13 protein-coding genes are annotated in these 17,022 nt (G+C 62.2%); 4 read left to right on the plus strand and 9 right to left on the minus strand.

Annotated features, from left to right (window positions below; translation table 11 throughout):
- Positions 1-23: 23 nt before the first annotated feature.
- The 5 genes from AC58X1_RS01275 to ribBA all read right to left on the minus strand — a co-directional run bounded on the left by AC58X1_RS01275 (position 24) and on the right by ribBA (position 5,265).
- Positions 24-1,172 carry an ABC transporter ATP-binding protein gene (locus tag AC58X1_RS01275; protein WP_101318767.1) on the minus strand — a complete coding sequence of 383 codons (1,149 nt, stop codon included), beginning with the start codon at positions 1,170-1,172 and terminating at the stop codon, positions 24-26.
- Positions 1,173-1,191: 19 nt separating this feature from the next.
- On the minus strand, positions 1,192-2,001 hold the full coding sequence (locus AC58X1_RS01280; protein ID WP_103437076.1) for an ABC transporter permease: 810 nt from the start codon (positions 1,999-2,001) through the stop codon (positions 1,192-1,194).
- A gap of 6 nt (positions 2,002-2,007) precedes the next feature.
- Positions 2,008-2,925 (minus strand): ABC transporter permease, encoded by a 918-nt coding sequence (locus AC58X1_RS01285; RefSeq protein ID WP_101318771.1) that lies wholly within the window; start codon positions 2,923-2,925, stop codon positions 2,008-2,010.
- Complete coding sequence (locus AC58X1_RS01290; protein WP_101318773.1) at positions 2,922-3,947, minus strand: ABC transporter substrate-binding protein; 1,026 nt, start codon at positions 3,945-3,947, stop codon at positions 2,922-2,924. The genes AC58X1_RS01285 and AC58X1_RS01290 overlap by 4 nt, the downstream gene beginning before the upstream one ends.
- 199 nt (positions 3,948-4,146) lie before the next feature.
- The gene (ribBA, locus tag AC58X1_RS01295) at positions 4,147-5,265 is read right to left on the minus strand and encodes a bifunctional 3,4-dihydroxy-2-butanone-4-phosphate synthase/GTP cyclohydrolase II (RefSeq protein ID WP_150569476.1); all 1,119 of its coding nucleotides are present in this window, start codon (positions 5,263-5,265) and stop codon (positions 4,147-4,149) included.
- A gap of 78 nt (positions 5,266-5,343) precedes the next feature.
- On the opposite strand from ribBA, the gene AC58X1_RS01300 reads away from it, so the two are divergent.
- Entirely contained in the window at positions 5,344-5,637 is a 294-nt protein-coding gene (locus tag AC58X1_RS01300) for a DUF1330 domain-containing protein (RefSeq protein WP_150571871.1), read from the plus strand.
- Positions 5,638-5,683: 46 nt separating this feature from the next.
- On the opposite strand, the gene AC58X1_RS01305 is transcribed toward AC58X1_RS01300, so the two are convergent.
- Positions 5,684-6,406: a pirin family protein gene (locus tag AC58X1_RS01305; RefSeq protein WP_150571872.1), complete on the minus strand. Its 723-nt coding sequence runs from the start codon at positions 6,404-6,406 to the stop codon at positions 5,684-5,686.
- A 282-nt stretch (positions 6,407-6,688) separates the two neighbouring features.
- On the opposite strand from AC58X1_RS01305, the gene AC58X1_RS01310 reads away from it, so the two are divergent.
- Positions 6,689-7,567 carry a LysR family transcriptional regulator gene (locus AC58X1_RS01310; RefSeq protein WP_181087727.1) on the plus strand — a complete coding sequence of 293 codons (879 nt, stop codon included), beginning with the start codon at positions 6,689-6,691 and terminating at the stop codon, positions 7,565-7,567.
- 42 nt (positions 7,568-7,609) lie between these two features.
- On the opposite strand, the gene AC58X1_RS01315 is transcribed toward AC58X1_RS01310, so the two are convergent.
- Positions 7,610-9,022 (minus strand): purine-cytosine permease family protein, encoded by a 1,413-nt coding sequence (locus AC58X1_RS01315; protein ID WP_497428152.1) that lies wholly within the window; start codon positions 9,020-9,022, stop codon positions 7,610-7,612.
- Positions 9,023-9,432: 410 nt separating this feature from the next.
- On the opposite strand from AC58X1_RS01315, the gene AC58X1_RS01320 reads away from it, so the two are divergent.
- On the plus strand, positions 9,433-11,643 hold the full coding sequence (locus AC58X1_RS01320) for an ATP-binding protein (protein ID WP_497428153.1): 2,211 nt from the start codon (positions 9,433-9,435) through the stop codon (positions 11,641-11,643).
- Here AC58X1_RS01320 and AC58X1_RS01325 read toward each other — a convergent pair.
- Positions 11,600-13,384 carry an ATP-binding protein gene (locus AC58X1_RS01325; RefSeq protein ID WP_497428154.1) on the minus strand — a complete coding sequence of 595 codons (1,785 nt, stop codon included), beginning with the start codon at positions 13,382-13,384 and terminating at the stop codon, positions 11,600-11,602. The two genes, AC58X1_RS01320 and AC58X1_RS01325, sit on opposite strands and share 44 nt — an antisense overlap.
- A 76-nt stretch (positions 13,385-13,460) precedes the next feature.
- Positions 13,461-14,507, minus strand: coding sequence for a LacI family DNA-binding transcriptional regulator (locus tag AC58X1_RS01330; RefSeq protein ID WP_497428155.1), 1,047 nt, complete (start codon positions 14,505-14,507; stop codon positions 13,461-13,463).
- Positions 14,508-14,748: 241 nt separating this feature from the next.
- On the opposite strand from AC58X1_RS01330, the gene AC58X1_RS01335 reads away from it, so the two are divergent.
- Complete coding sequence (locus AC58X1_RS01335) at positions 14,749-16,980, plus strand: TonB-dependent receptor (protein WP_497428156.1); 2,232 nt, start codon at positions 14,749-14,751, stop codon at positions 16,978-16,980.
- Positions 16,981-17,022 lie beyond the last annotated feature (42 nt).

Raw genomic sequence — 17,022 nt, forward strand, 5'->3', positions numbered from 1 at the left:
CACCAGCCCCGTTCATTGGTCGATCAGTGCGCGCCGGCGGCCTTGCTCAGGTCGCTCTCGGCCCACTCGGTGTAGATGCAGGCATCGGCCACCGCCCAGCGCACCTTGACCGTGTCGCCCGGCTGCATCGGCATACCGGCTGCCGACAAGGCCTTGACCGTCATCTCGGTGCCGCCTGCGCTGACCACATGGCAGGTCTGGCTTTCACCGAGGAACAACACTTCGCTGACCTTGGCACTGACTTCGTTCCAGCCTGCCGGCAAGGGCTCCCGCGCTGCCTGTTCGGCGCTCAGGGCCAGGGCTTTTTCCGGCCGCACCATGATCAGCGCGTCCTGCCCGGCGACCAGTCCTGGGGTCAGGCGAATCGCCAATGGCTGCCCTTCGAAACTGCCGGCGCCGTTGCTGCTGGCCTTGATCCGGAAGAAGTTCGAGTTGCCCAGGAACGACGCCACAAAGGCATTCGGCGGGTTCTGGTAGAGGTCATAACCACTGCCCAGGCCGACGATCTTGCCGTGGCTGAAGATGGCGATGCGCTGTGACAGGCGCATGGCTTCTTCCTGATCGTGGGTCACGTAGACGATGGTGATACCGAGGCGACGGTGCAGCTGGCGCAGTTCGTCCTGCAGGTCTTCGCGCAGCTTTTTGTCCAGTGCGCCGAGCGGCTCGTCCATCAGCAGGATGCGGGGCTCGTAGACCAGCGCGCGAGCAATCGCCACGCGCTGCTGCTGGCCGCCGGAGAGCTGCGCCGGGCGGCGGTGGGCGAACTGCTCGAGCTGCACCAGCTTGAGCATGGCGTCGACGCGCTTGCTGATCTCGCTGGCGCTGAGCTTGCGGATCGCCAGCGGGAAGGCAATGTTATCGCGCACCGACAGGTGCGGGAACAGCGAGTAGCGCTGGAACACCATGCCAATGTCGCGCTTGTGCGGCGGCACATTGACCAGCGATTGCTCGTCGACCAGGATCTCGCCGCTGCTCGGTGTCTCGAACCCGGCCAGCATCGACAAGGTGGTCGACTTGCCCGAACCGCTGGAGCCGAGGAAGGTCAGGAATTCGCCGTTCTGAATATCCAGGTTGATGTTGTCGACGGCGGCGAAATCGCCGTAATGCTTGTTCAGATTACGCAGGCTGACAAGGGTCTTGTTCGGCGCGTTGTCTTTCATCACTGCACTCATTGTTATTGTCTCCGGGCACTCAGGCGCTGACTGGATTGCGCCGGCGCAGGGCGGCGGCGATGAGCATGACCAGGAGCGACAGGCCGATCAGCAACGTCGAAGCGACGGCGATCACCGGGGTCAGGTCCTGGCGCAGGGTGGTCCACATTTTCACCGGCAGGGTCTGCAGGTTGGGGCTGGCCATCATCACACTGAGCACCACCTCGTCCCACGACACCAGAAACGCGAACAGGCCGCCGGCGATCATCCCCGGGCGAATTGCCGGGAAGGTCACCTTGAAGATCGCCTGCAAGCGCGAGGCGCCGCAGATCACCGCAGCGTCTTCGATCGACTGGTCGAACAGCTTCAGCGAGTTGATGATCGAGATGATGGTGAAGGGCAGGGCGACGATCACATGGCTGACGACAAAGGCGAACAGCGTCCCGGTGTAGCCAAGCTTGAGAAACAGCGCGTAGACCGCCACGGCGATGATCACCAGCGGCACGATCATCGGCAGGGTAAACAGGCCGTAGAGCATTTCCCGCCCGGGGAAGCGCCCGCGCACCAGGGCGAAGGCGGTCGGTAAGCCCAGTGCTACTGCGCACACGGTGGTGAGCACGGCAACCTTGAGGCTGGCCAGAGCGGCGTCCATCCACTCCGGGTTGGAGAAGAACTGGCCGTACCACTTCAGGGTCCAGCCTGGCGGTGGAAATACCAGCCATTGCGAGGAGCCGAATGACAGCAGCACGATGAACAGGATCGGCAGCAGCAGAAACGCGGCAATCACACCGGTGGTGGCATACAGGCCAAACCGCAGCGGGCGGCCCATTGCATTTGGAGTCAGGAGCATCGCGGCTTACCTCGCATTGCCGACCGGGGATTCCGGCTGCAGCTTCAGGTACAGGTAGAAAAGCACCAGGGTGATCAACACCAACAGTGCGGCGGCAGCGCTGGCCAGGCCCCAATTGAGGAACGACTGCACCTGCTGGACGATGAACTCGGGCAGCATCATGTTCTGCGCACCACCGAGCAGGGCCGGGGTGACGTAGTAACCGAGCGACATGACGAACACCATCAAGGCCCCGGAGAACAACCCTGAGCGGCACAGCGGCAGGAACACCTTCCAGAAATTGGTCCACGGGCTGGCGCCACAGATGGAGCCTGCCTGCAGCACCATCGGGTCGATGGCGTGCATGGTTGCCTGCAACGGCAGCACGATGAACGGGATCATGATGTAGCTCATGCCGATCACCACGCCGGTCAGGTTGTGCACCATTTCCAGCGGCGCATCGATGATGCCCATCGCCATCAACGCCTTGTTGATTACTCCGGAGGCCTGCAGCAGCACCAGCCACGAGTAAGTCCGTGCCAGCAGGCTGGTCCACATCGACAGCAGCACGATGTTCAGCAGCCAACGGCCCCAGCCCTTCGGTACCAAGGTGATCGCCCAGGCCAGCGGAAAGCCCAGCAGCACGCTGATCAAGGTCACCAGGCCGGCCACCGAGAAGGTGTTGAACAGCACCCGTGCATAGGCCGAGTTGGCGAACAGCTGCTCGTAGTTGCCCAGCCCCGGCACCGGTTCGAGCACGCCGCGCAGGAGCAGGCCGATCAGTGGCGCAAAGAAGAACAGGCCTAGGAACACCAGCGCGGGCAGCAGGTTACGGCTACCGCGCCAGCGTTGACCCATCCCGCTGCGGCGGGTGGCCGTGCCGGGGGCGCCGGTGCCGCTGGGGGCACCTTGCGCGTTGTGCAGGGCGTTGATGGCGACTTTCATTTGACCAACCACTCATTCCAGCGCGCAGCGATGGCCTGGCCGTTTTTCGCCCAGTAGGCGAAGTCCAGCGTGACCTGATCCTGGGCGTAGGCGGTGGGCAGGTTCGGCGCCAGTTCAGGTTTGAGCTGGCTGACGCTGTCGAGGTTGACCGGGGCGTAGGCGGTGAGATTGGCGAACTCGGCCTGGCCCTTGGCGCTGCTGGCGTTGGCCAGGAACTTCATCGCCGCGTCCTTGTTCTTGGCGCCTTTGGGAATGACCAGAAAATCAGCCATGACCAGGTTCTGCTTCCAGCTCACACCGACTGGTGCGCCGTCTTGTTGCAAGGCATACACGCGGCCGTTCCAGAACTGCCCCAGCGACACTTCACCAGACGCCAGCAGTTGCTGCGACTGGGCGCCGCCGCCCCACCAGACGATGTCTTTCTTGATGGTGTCGAGTTTCTTGAAGGCGCGGTCCAGGTCCAGCGGGTACAGTTTGTCGGCGGCTACACCATCGGCCAGCAGGGCCAGTTCCAGCACGCCGGGGCTTGGCCACTTGTACAGGGCGCGCTTGCCGGGGAAGGTTTTGGTGTCGAACAGCGCCGACCACTCGGCCGGCTTGTTGCTACCAAGCTTGCCTTCGTTGTAACCGAGCACAAACGAGAAGAAGAACGAGCCGACGCCGTGGTCGGAGACGAACCGCGGGTCGATCCGGTCGCGTTTGACGGTGTTGAAATCCAGCGGCTCGAGCAGGCCTTCTGCTGCGGCGCGAAGGGCAAAGTCGGCTTCGACGTCCACCACATCCCACTGCACGTTGCCACTCTCGACCATGGCCTTGAGCTTGCCGTAGTCGGTCGGGCCGTCCTGCACCACCTTGATGTTGCTCTCTTTGGAGAACGGCTCGGCCCACGCCTGCTTCTGCGCGTCCTGGGTCGTACCGCCCCAGCTGACGAAGTTGAGGCTGTCGGCGGCCTGGGTGGCCTGACAGGCCAGGGTCAGCAGGCTGGCGGACAGCACTGCGCTTACACGTTTGCTCAACAGCATGGTTACGCCCTCGTTACTTTTGTTATTCGAGGCGGGTTCTGTCACCCGCCAATATGTTCGGGAGCAGCAATTTCAACGATGTGGTGCGGCCGGTTTTGAGTGTAGGAGCCGGCCAGGATTTTAAGGTCTACGGGATATCATATTATGGTATTCCAAGCTTTTCGCAAGAGGCATGCGTGTACCGGCGGTCAGCGATTGCTCAAAGCACAGCGGGCTCGAACGGGATGCTTTGCACCACTTCAAGCTCATACCCAGCCAAACCCGCGTACTTGAGCGGCGGCCCCAGATGGCGCAGTTTGCCGACGCCCAGGTCCTGCAGAATCTGCGCGCCGGTGCCGACCTCCGAATAGACCTTGGACTGGCCTCGCTGATAGGGCCGCACGGGCTGGGTCAGGTGTGGCACACGCTCCAGCAGCGCTTGCGAAGACTCGTGATTGGCCAGCACAACCACTACCCCGGAGCCTTCTTCAGCGACCCGTTGCAGGGCGGCCCACAAGGTCCAGTTGGCGGGACCGGCGTACTCGGCGCCGACCAGGTCGCGCAGCGGGTCGATTACGTGCACACGTACCAGGGTGGGCTGTTCGCGGCGGATATCGCCCATGACCATGGCCATGTGCACGCCACCTTCGATCCGGTCTTCATAGGTCACCAGACGGAAGGTGCCGTGCACGGTGGGCAGTTCGCGCTCACCGATGCGCTTGATGGTCTGCTCGGTGCTCAGGCGATAGTGGATGAGGTCGGCGATGGTGCCGATCTTGATGCCATGCTCGGCGGCGAACACTTCCAGGTCGGGGCGGCGGGCCATGGTGCCGTCGTCATTGAGCACTTCGACGATGACCGAGGCCGGGCTGAACCCGGCCAGGCGTGCCAGGTCGCAGCCGGCTTCGGTATGCCCGGCCCTGGTCAGCACGCCGCCTTCGCGGGCGCGCAGGGGGAAGATATGCCCCGGCTGGACCAGGTCCTCGGGGCGAGCATCGGCCGCCATCGCAGCCGCTACCGTGCGCGCGCGATCAGCGGCGGAGATACCGGTGGTGACGCCGCTGGCGGCTTCGATGGAAACGGTGAAAGCGGTGCTGAACACGCTGCCGTTGCTCGGCACCATCTGCTCCAAGCCCAGCCGCTGGCAGTGCTCGTCGGTAAGCGTCAGGCAAATCAGCCCGCGTGCCTGGCGCGCCATGAAGTTGATCGCCTGGGCGTCGCAGCGTTCAGCCGCGATCAGCAGATCGCCTTCGTTTTCACGGTCTTCGTCGTCCACCAGCAGGACCATCTTGCCTTGCCGATAATCCTCGAGAAGTTCTTCGATGCTGTTGAAAGCCATGCTGCACGCTCGCTGTAGTTTGTCGATTATTGTGGTATACCATCATACACAACAATCTGAAAAACTGGAGAGCAGCCGATGAAGGCTTACTGGATCGCCCACGTCGATATCAGCGACCTCGAGCAGTACCAACAGTACACCCAGCGCGCGCCGGCAGCGTTCAAGGCGTACGGCGGCAAGTTCCTCGCCCGGGGCGGGCGCAGTGAAGCGTTGGAAGGCAGGTCGACACCGCAGCGCAGTGTGGTCATCGAGTTCGATTCTTATGAGCAGGCACTGGCCTGCTATCGCTCGGCGGAATATCAAGACGCCTGTAGCCACCGACAAGGGGTGGCCAAGGCTGAGGTAATCATTGTTGAGGGGGTCGAGGGTTGAGCACTGCGTGAAGCAGGTGAGGGGCCAGCACTGATGGCCCCTCTGCTCATGCCATCCCAGGCAGCTCGTTCGGGCGCAGGTCGAATACCAGCACTTCGGCGTCGTGGCCGTTGGCCAGGCTCAGCACCTGCTCCTGGCGTAGCCGCACGCCGTCACCTTCGCTGAGCAGCTGGCCGTTCAGCTCGATGCTGCCGCGGGCAACATGCACATAGGCATGACGGTTGTCCGGCAGCTTCAAGGTGGCACGCTCATCACCGTTGAACAGCCCGGCATAGACCTTGGCATCCTGGCGCACCTGCAGCGAGCCCTGTGCACCATTCGGTGAGATGATCAGGCGCAAGCGGCCACGTTTGTCAGCAGCGCTGAAGTGCTGCTGCTGATAGCGCGGCTCGGCGCCTTTGACCTGCGGCACGATCCAGATCTGCAGAAAATGCACCGACTCGTCATGGCTGTGGTTGAACTCGCTATGGGCTACACCGTGGCCGGCACTCATCAGCTGCACGTCACCGGGGCGGATCACCGAGCCGGTGCCGAGCGTGTCCTTATGTTCCAGCGCGCCTTCCAGCACGTAGGAAAAAATCTCCATGTCCCGGTGCGGATGCTGACCGAAGCCCTGGCCGGGCGAGACACGGTCGTCGTTGATCACCAGCAGGTCGGAGAAACCTTGCTCTTCAGGGTCGCGATAGCTGCCGAAGGAGAAGGTGTGAAACGATTTCAGCCAGCCATGAAAGCCCAGGCCGCGGTCTTGTGCTTTGCGAAGTGTGAGCATGGTGATTCTCCTGTGAGCCTGCGCCGGGAAGGCTTTGGGCTGTTGATGGATGAATCTTACTGTCACTCAGTATCATGAAAAACTAGCTTCTCAGAGATTAACTGTCAGGTTCAGGCTGACAATCCTGCGCCAATACAGCGAGGTGGGCTTTATCTGGATCTATCATCAACCGACTGATTCAGTTCAATGATCTCGAGGCTTTTCGATCAACCAATAAACCAATAGATGCCCAGGCAGACAAAAGCCGCTATAAAGCGCTCGACCGTCACCAAGAGCAACCCGATGAACCCATACGAAGACATGCGCATTTTCACCCAGGTGATGCAGGCCGGTAGTTTCACCGCGGCAGCCGACCTGCTGGGCATGTCCAAGCAGTCGGTCAGCCGGCGCCTGATGCAGCTTGAAGAACGCCTCGGCGTGCGCTTGCTCAACCGTTCGACCCGGCGCCTCGACGCCACCCCACTGGGCCAGCAGTACTTCGATTCTGCCGTGCGCCTGCTCGGCGAGATGCAGCAGGCCGAGCAGGACATCAGCGGCCAGACCCAGGCTCTGCGCGGGACCCTGCGCTTGAGCGCGCCGCTGTCGTTTGCCATCAGCCATCTGGGCAGTTTGCTCACCGAGTTTCTGCAACTGCATGCGCAGTTGATCGTCGAGATCGACCTGAGCGACCGCGCTGTGGACCTGATCGGTGAGGGCTACGATCTGGCGCTGCGGATTGGCACGTTAGAGGACTCAAGCCTGGTTGCGCGGCGTATTGCAAGTATCGAGCGGGTGTATTGTGCCAGCCCGGGCTACCTAGCCGCGCGCGGCACACCGCTCGAACCCGAAGCGCTGCGCGAGCATGATTGCCTGCCCTATGGTCATTCACGCCAGGTGCAGTGGCAGTTCAAGGGGCAGGGCAAGACACTGCAGGCGATCGCCGTCAGTGGGCGCATGCGGGCCAACAATGGCGAGCTATTGAGAGATGCGGCGATTGCCGGGATGGGGGTGACCTACTTGCCGGCCTTCATCGTCGAGCAGGCGCTGGCCGATGGGCGTCTGGTCAAGCTGCTCGAGGCCTGGACACCGCCGCCGCTACAGCTGTCGGCGGTGTATCCGCAGCACCGCCAAATCGCTCGGCCGGTGCAGGCCTTTGTCGAGTTTCTGCGCGAGCGGCTGTAGCCAAACCGGGCCGGCGCGAGGCCAGCCGGTGATGGCCTTGGCTCAGGCAGTTGCGGCCAGTTTGGCGCCGGTCTGGCGCCGACGGTAAGCGCTATCGCGGCTGGCCAGCCACCAGTACAGCGGCGAGGTGATCAGCAGCCCCACCAGCCACGACAGGTCGGCGCCGTTGATGTGCTCGGACACCGGGCCGACGTACAGCGGGGTGTTCATGAACGGGATCTGCACGATGATGCCTACGGCATAGGCCAGCAGCGCCTGCGGGTTGTAGCGGCCGTAGATCCCGCCATCGACCTTGAAGATCGACTCGATGTCGTAGTCGCCCTTGTGGATCACATAGAAGTCGATCAGGTTGATCGCGGTCCACGGCACCAGTACCACCAACAGCACCAGCACCATGTCGACGAAGTGGCCGATAAAGTCTGCTGAAGCAAACACTGCCACCACGCAACACGCCGCAAGCACGATCAGCGACAGCACCGCACGGCTCTTGGCGGTGGGGATCCAGCGCCAGGCGAAGGTCTGGATCAGGGTGATGATCGACAGCACCGCGCCGTACAAGTTGAGCGCGTTATGGCTGATCACACTGAGCAGGAACAGCACCAGCATCAGCGGGCCGATGGCGCCGGTGGCCATCTTCACCGCGTCCATGGTGTCCATCCCGGCCGGGATCGCCAGCACGGCCACGGCGCCGAACACGAACGACAGGCTGGAGCCGAGCGCCGAACCGAGGTAGGTGGTCCAGAACGTCGAGGAGACTTTGACGTCGGCGGGCAGGTAGCGCGAATAGTCGGACACATACGGCGCAAAGGCGATCTGCCACAGCGCGGCGAGCGAGACCGTGGCCAGCCAGCCAGCCAGGTTGAAGCCGCCGCGGGTGAGGAAGTCGTCGCTTTGCACATGGCTGAAGATATAGCCAAAGCCGAACACAATACCGATGCCCAATACCCAGGTGCCGATACGGTTGAGCACATGGATGAAGCGGTAACCGATGATGCCGATGATGCCCGATCCCAGCGCCCCGACCACGATGCCGACCGATACCGGAATCGACTCCGCGACACCGTGCAGTGACTTGCCGGCAAGAACGATATTGGATGCGAAGAAGCCGATGTACATGACCCCGGCAATCACCACCACCAGCAGGGCGCCGAGCGAGCCGAACTGGGCGCGGCTCTGAATCATCTGCGGGATGCCCATCTGTGGCCCCTGCGCCGAGTGCAGCGCCATCAGCACGCCGCCGAGCAAGTGGCCAACCAGAATGGCGACGATGCCCCACACCAGGTTCAGGTGAAACAGCTGCACGCCGAGCGCGCCGGTGACGATCGGCAGCGGCGCGATATTGCCACCGAACCAGAGGGTGAACAGATCCCTGACCTTTCCGTGGCGATCCTGCGGCGGTACGTAGCCGATTGTATGTTTTTCTATCAGAGGGGCCGAATTGGCTGCACTGGTCATGACTGACTCCAAGGCAAGGAGGGGCGTCGGGAGATCCCCGGGTACGCGCCGGCAATGGGCGACGTGTTCTTGTTGGAGGGATGATGGCGGCTGGTTGGCGAACGAGAAATTAGTAAATATGTACTCATGAACGTTAAAAAACCTAAGGCTGAACTCGGCCTGAAAGGTCTTGGCGAGCAAGCTTCGTGCCGGCCTGGCAAATGCCCGCAGGCACGCGAGTAAAGGGCCATGCGTGGAGAGTCTGTGCAAGGCAATGGGGCGCGCTGTGACGCCCTGCACCAGCCTGGTGATGGCTACTGACGGCCGTTTGTCCGACCTGGTACAAAATGCCACGGAACGTCTGCGCCGGTTTGATTTCCTATTCAGCAGATAGAGGACAACACTATTGGGCAATTCACGGTCAGCACACGATGAAGTCAGGTCAGAATAATCATCCAGACCAGGCAAAACTGCCTTTTCTGCTGGGGGGTGGCAGCATTGGCAGCCAGATCCAGACCATGGACTGGTCAGGCTCTCCGCTGGGTGCGCCGCAACAGTGGTCTCTCAGTCTGAAGACGCTGATGGCAACCATTTTGCCGGCTCAAGCGCAGATCGTGCTGTTCTGGGGTCCTGAATACGTGGCGCTGTATAACGATGCTTACTCGACCACAATTGGCAACAAGCACCCGCGCGCGCTAGGGCGACCTGCACAGGAAAACTGGACCGAGCTGTGGGATGACCTAGAACCGCTGCTGAGCGGCGTGCGCAACACTGGGCAAACTTTTTCAGCCAAGGACCGACCGTTTTACCTGGAGCGTAGCGCCCACGGCGAGACGGCTTATTTCGACGTGTCCTACTCTGCCGTTCGCGAAATCGACGGCAGCGTTGGCGGTGTATTGTGCGTCGTCTCTGAAACCACGCAAAAGGTGCAGTTCGAACGGCGGCAGAGCTTTCTCCTCGAACTGGGTCAGGCGCTTCCGGAATTGACCGAGCCGGAACAGATAGAAGCCTATGCCATCGAACGCGTAGGCCAGCAACTGGGCGCCGTGCGGGTTTTTCTAGCCGAATCGCAAGGAGATGATCAGCAGATGCGCATCGCCCGCGATTGGGTAAATGGTGCGATTTCCAGGGTTGGTGATCTGACCTGCGGCGAGAGTCCAGTGCGACTGACCGAACAGCTCGGTCGCGGGTTCGCCGTGCAGGGTGCAGATGCCGCCAGCGTGTATGTGCCGGTACTGCGCGGCAGCAGCATTGATGCCATCCTCGGCGTCGAGTTTGCCGCGCCGCATTTTGTCGACGAGGACCAGTGCCTGCTGCTTGAAGACACCGCCAAGCGGGTCTGGCAGGCAATCACCCACGCCCGCTCCGAGCGGGCGTTGCGCGCCAGCAGTGCGCACCTTGAGGCAACTTTTGCCGAGCTGCTGGCGCTTAATGAGTCCCTCGAAGAGCGTGTGTCGGCAATGCTGGCCGAACGCGAGGAAGCCAATCGGCAGCTGCATGAAACTGGCAAGATGGAGATGATTGGCCAGCTCACCGGCGGTATCGCCCACGATTTCAACAACATGCTCACCCCGATCATTGCCTCCCTGGAGCTGATCCGTCGACGGCCAGAGGATGCTCAGCGTTCAGTGCGCTTGATCGATGGTGCGCTGCAGGCCGCTGAACGTGCGCGAATTCTGGTCGGGCGCCTGCTCAGCTTTGCTCGCCGGCAGACACTTAAGCCGCAAGCCGTGTGCCTGGCAACACTGGTCAATGACATGCACGAGTTGATGGCGCGCTCGCTGGGGCCGACCATTGAGGTCGTGGTGCAGATCGATCCACAGCTGCCCAATGTGCTGGTCGATCCCCATCAGCTTGAGCTTGCTTTGCTCAACCTGGTGGTCAACGCACGCGACGCCATGGCCAATGGCGGGCGTGTGTATCTGGCCGCCGGGGTTGGTGAAGATGACCCGGATTGGCCGGAAAGCGTGCACGGCCGCCAGGTCTGGCTGCAGGTGCGTGACAGCGGCTGCGGCATGAGTGAAGAAGTGCTGGAGCGTTGCTTTGAGCCGTTCTATTCAACCAAACAGGTCGGCAAAGGCTCCGGCCTTGGCCTGCCCATGGTGCAGGGCCTGGCAGCTCAGTCAGGCGGTGGCTTTGCCATCGATTCGCAGCCGGGGCAGGGCACTCGGGCGACATTGTGGCTGCCAGTCAGTCGCGGCCAGGTCTGTGAGCCGCTTGCCGAAGTTGGCGACGCCATCATGGCACCAGGGCAAATGCAGGTCTTGCTGGTTGACGATGAGGACATCGTGCGCAACGCAACGGCCCTGCAATTGCGTGACCTTGGCTACCGGGTAACCGAAGCCGCCAGCCCCGCGCAGGCGCGGCGAATGCTGGCAGAGGGGCTGGCGATGGATGTGCTGGTGACTGACCAGATCATGGTCGATGAGACCGGCGCCAGGTTCGCTCAGCAACTGCGCCAGCAGCAACCGCAATTGCCGGTGCTGATCATTACCGGTTATGCCAACCTGACCCCGCGTGAACTCAATGGTTTTGCTGTTCTGCGCAAGCCGTTTCGCCGGGCCGAACTGGCTGAGAGTCTGGCCCAGTTGCTCGCGCTCAACAGCCCACTGACGGAGCCTCCTGAGGCAAGTACAGGGTAAACGTGGTGCCCTGGCCAGGCTGGCTGATTACCTGCACATCGCCGCCTGACTGCTTGGCGAAGCCAAATACCTGCGATAAGCCCAGGCCGGTGCCTTCACCGGCCGGCTTGGTGGTGAAGAAGGGGTCAAAAATCCGCTCCAGCAGCTCTGGCGCAATACCCGTGCCATTGTCGATCACCGAAATCGCGGCAAACGCCCCCGCCTGCAGATGATCACCCGGTTGCGCGGGCATGCGCTGGTTGGCAACCAGTTGCAGTACCAGCCTGCCTACTCCATTCAACGCGTCGCGGCCATTGATCATCAGGTTAAGCACTGCGGTTTCCAGCTGGCCTGGGTCCGCATGGACAAAACACGGCGTCTGCGGCAGTTCCAGTACCACCTTGACCCGCGCACCAGTGGCGGTATCGAGCATGTCGGCCATGGCTTGCAGGCGTTGGCCAACCTCGAATATCTGTGGGCTGAGCGCTTGGCGCCGGGCAAAGGCGAGCAGCTGGCCGGTCAGTTTCGAGCCACGCTCAACCGTCTCGATCATGGTTTGCAGATAGCGCTGGCGGCGGCTGTCTTCCAGGTCGGGACGTTGCAGGAAGTGCAGCGACGAGCGAATGATGGTCAGTAGATTATTGAAATCGTGCGCCACGCCTCCGGTCAGCTGGCCGATCGCTTCGAGCTTTTGCGACTGGCGCAGGACTGCTTCGGTTTGCAGCAATTGCTCGGTGCGCTCTTCGACACGCTGTTCCAGGCTGGCATTGAGTGCTTCGAGGGCGGCGGCGCTGGCGCGCACCTCGGCAACGGCCTGGACCCGCTGGATATGCGCCCAGCAGCGCTCGGTGACTTCGCTGATGAGCCCCTGCTCGTAAGCCGTCCAGTGGCGCGGTTGGCGGTCATGGATGGCCATCAGTGCGGTCAGCCGACCGTCCTTGATCAGCGGCATGCAGATGGTCGCAGTGATGCCAATGGCCTGGAACGTCGCGGCCTCATGTGGCAGCAGTTGGCTGAGGTTGTCGTCGATCACCAGCGCCCGACCGGCGCGCAGCTGGCTGACCGCCAGGCTGCCGAAATCGGCCAGCCGATAGTGGCCCACCAACCGTGGTGAGCCGGTCGCGACGGCATCGCCGCAAATGGTGAAACCGTCCTGATCTGCGTCCATGACGGCATAGGCACAGCTGGACAGGCCGAGATGTCCGACCAGTAGACGGGTGGTGGTGGCCATGATCAGGTCAGGCTCGGTGGCGTCGGCCAGGGTACGGCTCAGACCGTCGAGAAAATTCAGGCGCTGATTGGCGATCACTGTCGCGGTGGTCTCAGTGACCGTATCGAGCATGCCGACCAATTCGCCATTGTGGTCGCGGATCGGGCTGTAGCAGAACGTGAAGTAAGCGCGTTCGGTACCGCGCTGGCGATCAATCAGCAATGGAAAGTTATCGATGAACACCGCTTCGCCGGCAAGGGCTCGCTCGACAAGTACTCCGATGTCGCTCCACGCCTCCTGCCAGACTTCGCTGAAAGGAATGCCCAAGGCCAGTGGCTTGCCGCCCAAGATATCGCTGAAGGCATCGTTGTGCAGAGTGAGCATCTGCTCGCCCCATAGCACGGCCTGAGCGAAGCGTGAGTTAAGGCACAGCGACAGGGTGGTCTTGAGCACGTCGGGCCAGCTTTCCATAGGCCCGAGCGCAGTTTCCGCCCAATCGTGGGCGCGGATGCGTTCGGCCATCAATCCGCCGCCTTCCAGCCATTTAGCCATTGCTAGGTCGATCCGTTTGCAGGGAGCACAAGGTTGCCCGTTGGCAGGGCTGATTGCGAGCGCTTTATGCGGGATGTCAGGCACTTTCGCGCGCGATCAGCTCGCAGTGCAACAGGTTCAGCCGCTGCACATCGCCATTCACGGCGATTGCTCCCAGGTGCTGCAGCACGCGCAGCGCGGCGATCTCGCCGATCTCCCGCGAGGGCGGGCGCAGGGTGGTCAGGCTTGGCAGCAGCATGTCAGCGAAGGCGTAGTCACCAAAGCCCATTATGGCCATCTCTTCGGGCAGCTTCAGGCCGGCGCGCTGGCCGGCGAGCACGGCGCCGGCGGCCAGGTTGTCGTTGGCAAAGATGATCGCATCCGGGCGCGGCTCGCGGCGGATCAAGGCCTGCATCGCCTGCTTGCCCGCCTCGAACGGAGCGCTGTCCGCCGTCGGCACGAAGAACCACGGCTCCAGCCCGGCATCGCGCAAGGTTTGCGCATAACCATCGCGCCGTTGCAGCGCACTGAAGTCGCCGGCCGCGCTGTTCTGCACGAAGGCGATGCGCCGGTGGCCCTTGTCGAGCAGATAGCGGCAGGCCTGCACGCCGACCTCGAAGTGCAGAAAACCTACCTGCAGTGGCTCCCGCTCGGGGCAGTAGTCCCAGATTTCCACGACCGGTACATCGGCCTCTGCCAGCATCTTCTCGGTGGCCGGGCTGTGAAACTGGCTGGTGACCACCAGTGCCGCCGGCGACCAACCGAGAAACGCGCGCACTGCGCTTTCTTCCTGTTCTTCGCTGAAATAGCTCGACGCCAGCAGCAACTGATAACCGTGCTTGCTCAGGGTGTCGCTGAAGGCCTGGATGGTCTGGGCAAAGATTGGCCCGGAGATGTTTGGGATGACCATACCGACGATACGCCCGCGTGCCGAAGCCAGCCCGCCGGCCACCAGATTGGGCACATAGCCCAAGGCTTCGACCACGACTTTGATGCGCTCACGCAGGGGCGGCGAAACCTGCTCGGGTTGATTGAAGTAGCGAGACACGCTGATCGATGACACGCCGGCCTCGCGCGCCACTTGGGCGAGGGTGACGCGGCCCGCGCCGCGGCGCTTACGAGGGGTGTCCTTGAGCTGGCTCACAGGGGCATCTCGAATGAATGAGCGCCGATGTTAGCGCTAACCCAGGCATGCTACGCAAATAGCTTTATGGAATAACAAAAGTTTTTTTAAGTATTTGACCTGCTAAGCGGCGGGCTTGGATACTCGGTCCATGTTAGCGCTAACACAGCGCTGCTGTTGGCCACCGACTGCCACTCGCACGAGCGAGACCAGACATCGACAGCACTTCAATTCAGTCTGGTCTTTCAGGGCAGTAAGCATCATGCACACACATCAGATCCGAGGCGCCGTTGCGCGCGCCAGCCGTTTCCCCGTACGTTCGCCTCTCGCCACAGCCGTGTTGCTGGCTGCCATCGGTCAGTCGGCACAGGCTGCTGATAACGACCAGCAGAACCCGCAGGCCACTGCGCTGAGCGCCGTCACCGTGACCGCTACACGCCGCGAGGCCAGCCTGCAGGAAGTGCCGGTTGCGGTCTCGGTGGTGCAGGGCGAGCAGCTCGAACGCGATAACCGCAACAGCGTCGCCAGCATCGTCCAGCAGGTGCCTACCCTCAACTACCGTGCGGGTGCGTCGAACAAGGACACCTCGCTGTTCATCCGTGGCGTCGGCACTATCTCGACCTCACCAGGCGTCGAGCCGACCGTAGCTACTGTGGTCGACGGCGTGGTGTTTGGCCGACCAGGCCAATCCACCCTCGATCTGCTTGATCTGGAACGCATCGAAGTGCTGCGCGGCCCGCAGGGCACGCTGTTCGGCAAAAACGCCTCCGCGGGCGTGCTCAACGTGGTCAGCAAAGCTATCCCCGAGCAGACCCAAGGCTATGTCGACTATTCGCACTTTGGCGGTGGCGACGAAAACCGCCTGCGCTTTGGCCTCGGTGGCCGCTTGAACGAGCAGCTCAAAGGTTCGTTGAGCACGCTGTGGGGCGACTATGACGGCAACGTGGAGAATCTCGCCAACGGCCATGATGTAAATGGCTATGAGCGCAAAGGCCTGCGCGGCAAGCTTGAATTCGAACCCAGCGATGAGCTGCGCCTGACCCTGATCGGCGACTACATGAAGGGTGAGGACACCTTGCCCAGTGGCGTCGTCACCCAGGCCAGCACGGCCTTTCGCAACCAGCTGGGCGCGGTCCGGCCGAGCGCACACAACCGCGACATCAGCAGTGATTTCAAGACCCACGTCGAGGACGAAAACCAGGGCTTCTCGGCCCAGCTTGACTGGCAACTGGGGGATTACACCCTGACCTCGATCAGCGCCTGGCGCGGTTGGGACAACACCCAGTATCAGGACGGTGACCGCCGTGCGCTGTTGCCGCTGACCGCCTCCCATGACAAAGGCACTGTCGACTACGACCAGTACAGCCAGGAGTTTCGCCTGACCTCGCCCAAGGGCCAGTTCAACGAGTACGTACTGGGCGCGTTCTACATGCATGGCACCTCGCGGGAAACCTACCAGCGGCTTTCGGTCAACGGCGGCGTAGCCAACAGTGGCCGCGCCGACTATTCGACGACCAATGACAGCGTTGCCCTGTTCGGTGAAAACACCTTCAACTTCACCGATGATTTGCGGGCCATCTTCGGCCTGCGCTGGACCCACGATGACCTCGAATACGATCACCGTCGGGTGTCCACCTCGCCGACCTCGGTGACCGGCATCCAGCCCTCGACTGCCAGTCAGGGCTCGGTCGATGAAGACGGCTGGAGCGGCCGCACTGGCCTGCAATATGACTTCAACGACAACCTGACCGGCTACGTGACCTATTCACGTGGTTACAAGGGGCCGGCCTACAACGTGTTCTTCAACATGCAGCCGCGCGATACCGGTGCACTCAAGCCAGAAACCTCCGACGCTTACGAGATCGGCCTCAAGAGCACTGCGCTGGACAACCGCCTGGTGGCCAACCTGGCGCTGTTCCATACCGACTACGACGACTACCAGGCCAACTTCTTCGACACCGTGGCCAACCAGGTGGTCACCCGCCTGGTCAACGCCGGCAAGGTCAAGACCCAGGGCGTCGAGCTGGATGCCAGCTTCCAGGTCACCTCGCAGCTGAAACTGTCTGCCGCAGCGGCCTACACCAAAGCTCGCGTCGACCACTTCAACTGCCCAGCGGGCGCGGCTGCCAGCTGCGACATCGACGGCGGCCGCCTTCCGTTCACCCCGGACTGGAAGACCTACCTGCGCGCCGACTATGTGATCCCGCTGGACAACGGCCTGGATATCGAGTTGGCCAGTGACTACAGCTGGCAGGACTCGGTGCAGTTCAGCCTCGACCAGAACCCCGACACCGTACAGGGTGCCTACGGCATCTGGAACGCCAGTGTTGCCCTGGCCGATTACAACGAGGGCTGGCGGGTCGCACTGCTGGGCAAGAACCTTGGCGACAAGTCTTACGCACAGATGCTCTCCAGCGGCGGCGACTATATCTATCGCTCGGTGCCGCGCGATGACGGCCGCTACTTCGGCGTGCAACTGCGCAAGGACTTCTAACCGAGCGGCCAGTCCTGTGGCCGCCTCTTTACACCGATCAGC

This window comes from Pseudomonas sp. PGPR N4 (assembly GCF_059693665.1).

Excerpts from the sequence above, each read along its gene's own strand:
- AC58X1_RS01275 (WP_101318767.1), bottom strand. The coding sequence starts at position 1,172 with ATGAGTGCAGTGATGAAAGACAACGCGCCGAACAAGACCCTTGTCAGC.
- AC58X1_RS01280 (WP_103437076.1), bottom strand. The coding sequence starts at position 2,001 with ATGCTCCTGACTCCAAATGCAATGGGCCGCCCGCTGCGGTTTGGCCTG.
- AC58X1_RS01285 (WP_101318771.1), bottom strand. The coding sequence starts at position 2,925 with ATGAAAGTCGCCATCAACGCCCTGCACAACGCGCAAGGTGCCCCCAGC.
- AC58X1_RS01290 (WP_101318773.1), bottom strand. The coding sequence starts at position 3,947 with ATGCTGTTGAGCAAACGTGTAAGCGCAGTGCTGTCCGCCAGCCTGCTG.
- ribBA (WP_150569476.1), bottom strand. The coding sequence starts at position 5,265 with ATGGCTTTCAACAGCATCGAAGAACTTCTCGAGGATTATCGGCAAGGC.
- AC58X1_RS01300 (WP_150571871.1), top strand. The coding sequence starts at position 5,344 with ATGAAGGCTTACTGGATCGCCCACGTCGATATCAGCGACCTCGAGCAG.
- AC58X1_RS01305 (WP_150571872.1), bottom strand. The coding sequence starts at position 6,406 with ATGCTCACACTTCGCAAAGCACAAGACCGCGGCCTGGGCTTTCATGGC.
- AC58X1_RS01310 (WP_181087727.1), top strand. The coding sequence starts at position 6,689 with ATGAACCCATACGAAGACATGCGCATTTTCACCCAGGTGATGCAGGCC.
- AC58X1_RS01315 (WP_497428152.1), bottom strand. The coding sequence starts at position 9,022 with ATGACCAGTGCAGCCAATTCGGCCCCTCTGATAGAAAAACATACAATC.
- AC58X1_RS01320 (WP_497428153.1), top strand. The coding sequence starts at position 9,433 with ATGAAGTCAGGTCAGAATAATCATCCAGACCAGGCAAAACTGCCTTTT.
- AC58X1_RS01325 (WP_497428154.1), bottom strand. The coding sequence starts at position 13,384 with ATGGCTAAATGGCTGGAAGGCGGCGGATTGATGGCCGAACGCATCCGC.
- AC58X1_RS01335 (WP_497428156.1), top strand. The coding sequence starts at position 14,749 with ATGCACACACATCAGATCCGAGGCGCCGTTGCGCGCGCCAGCCGTTTC.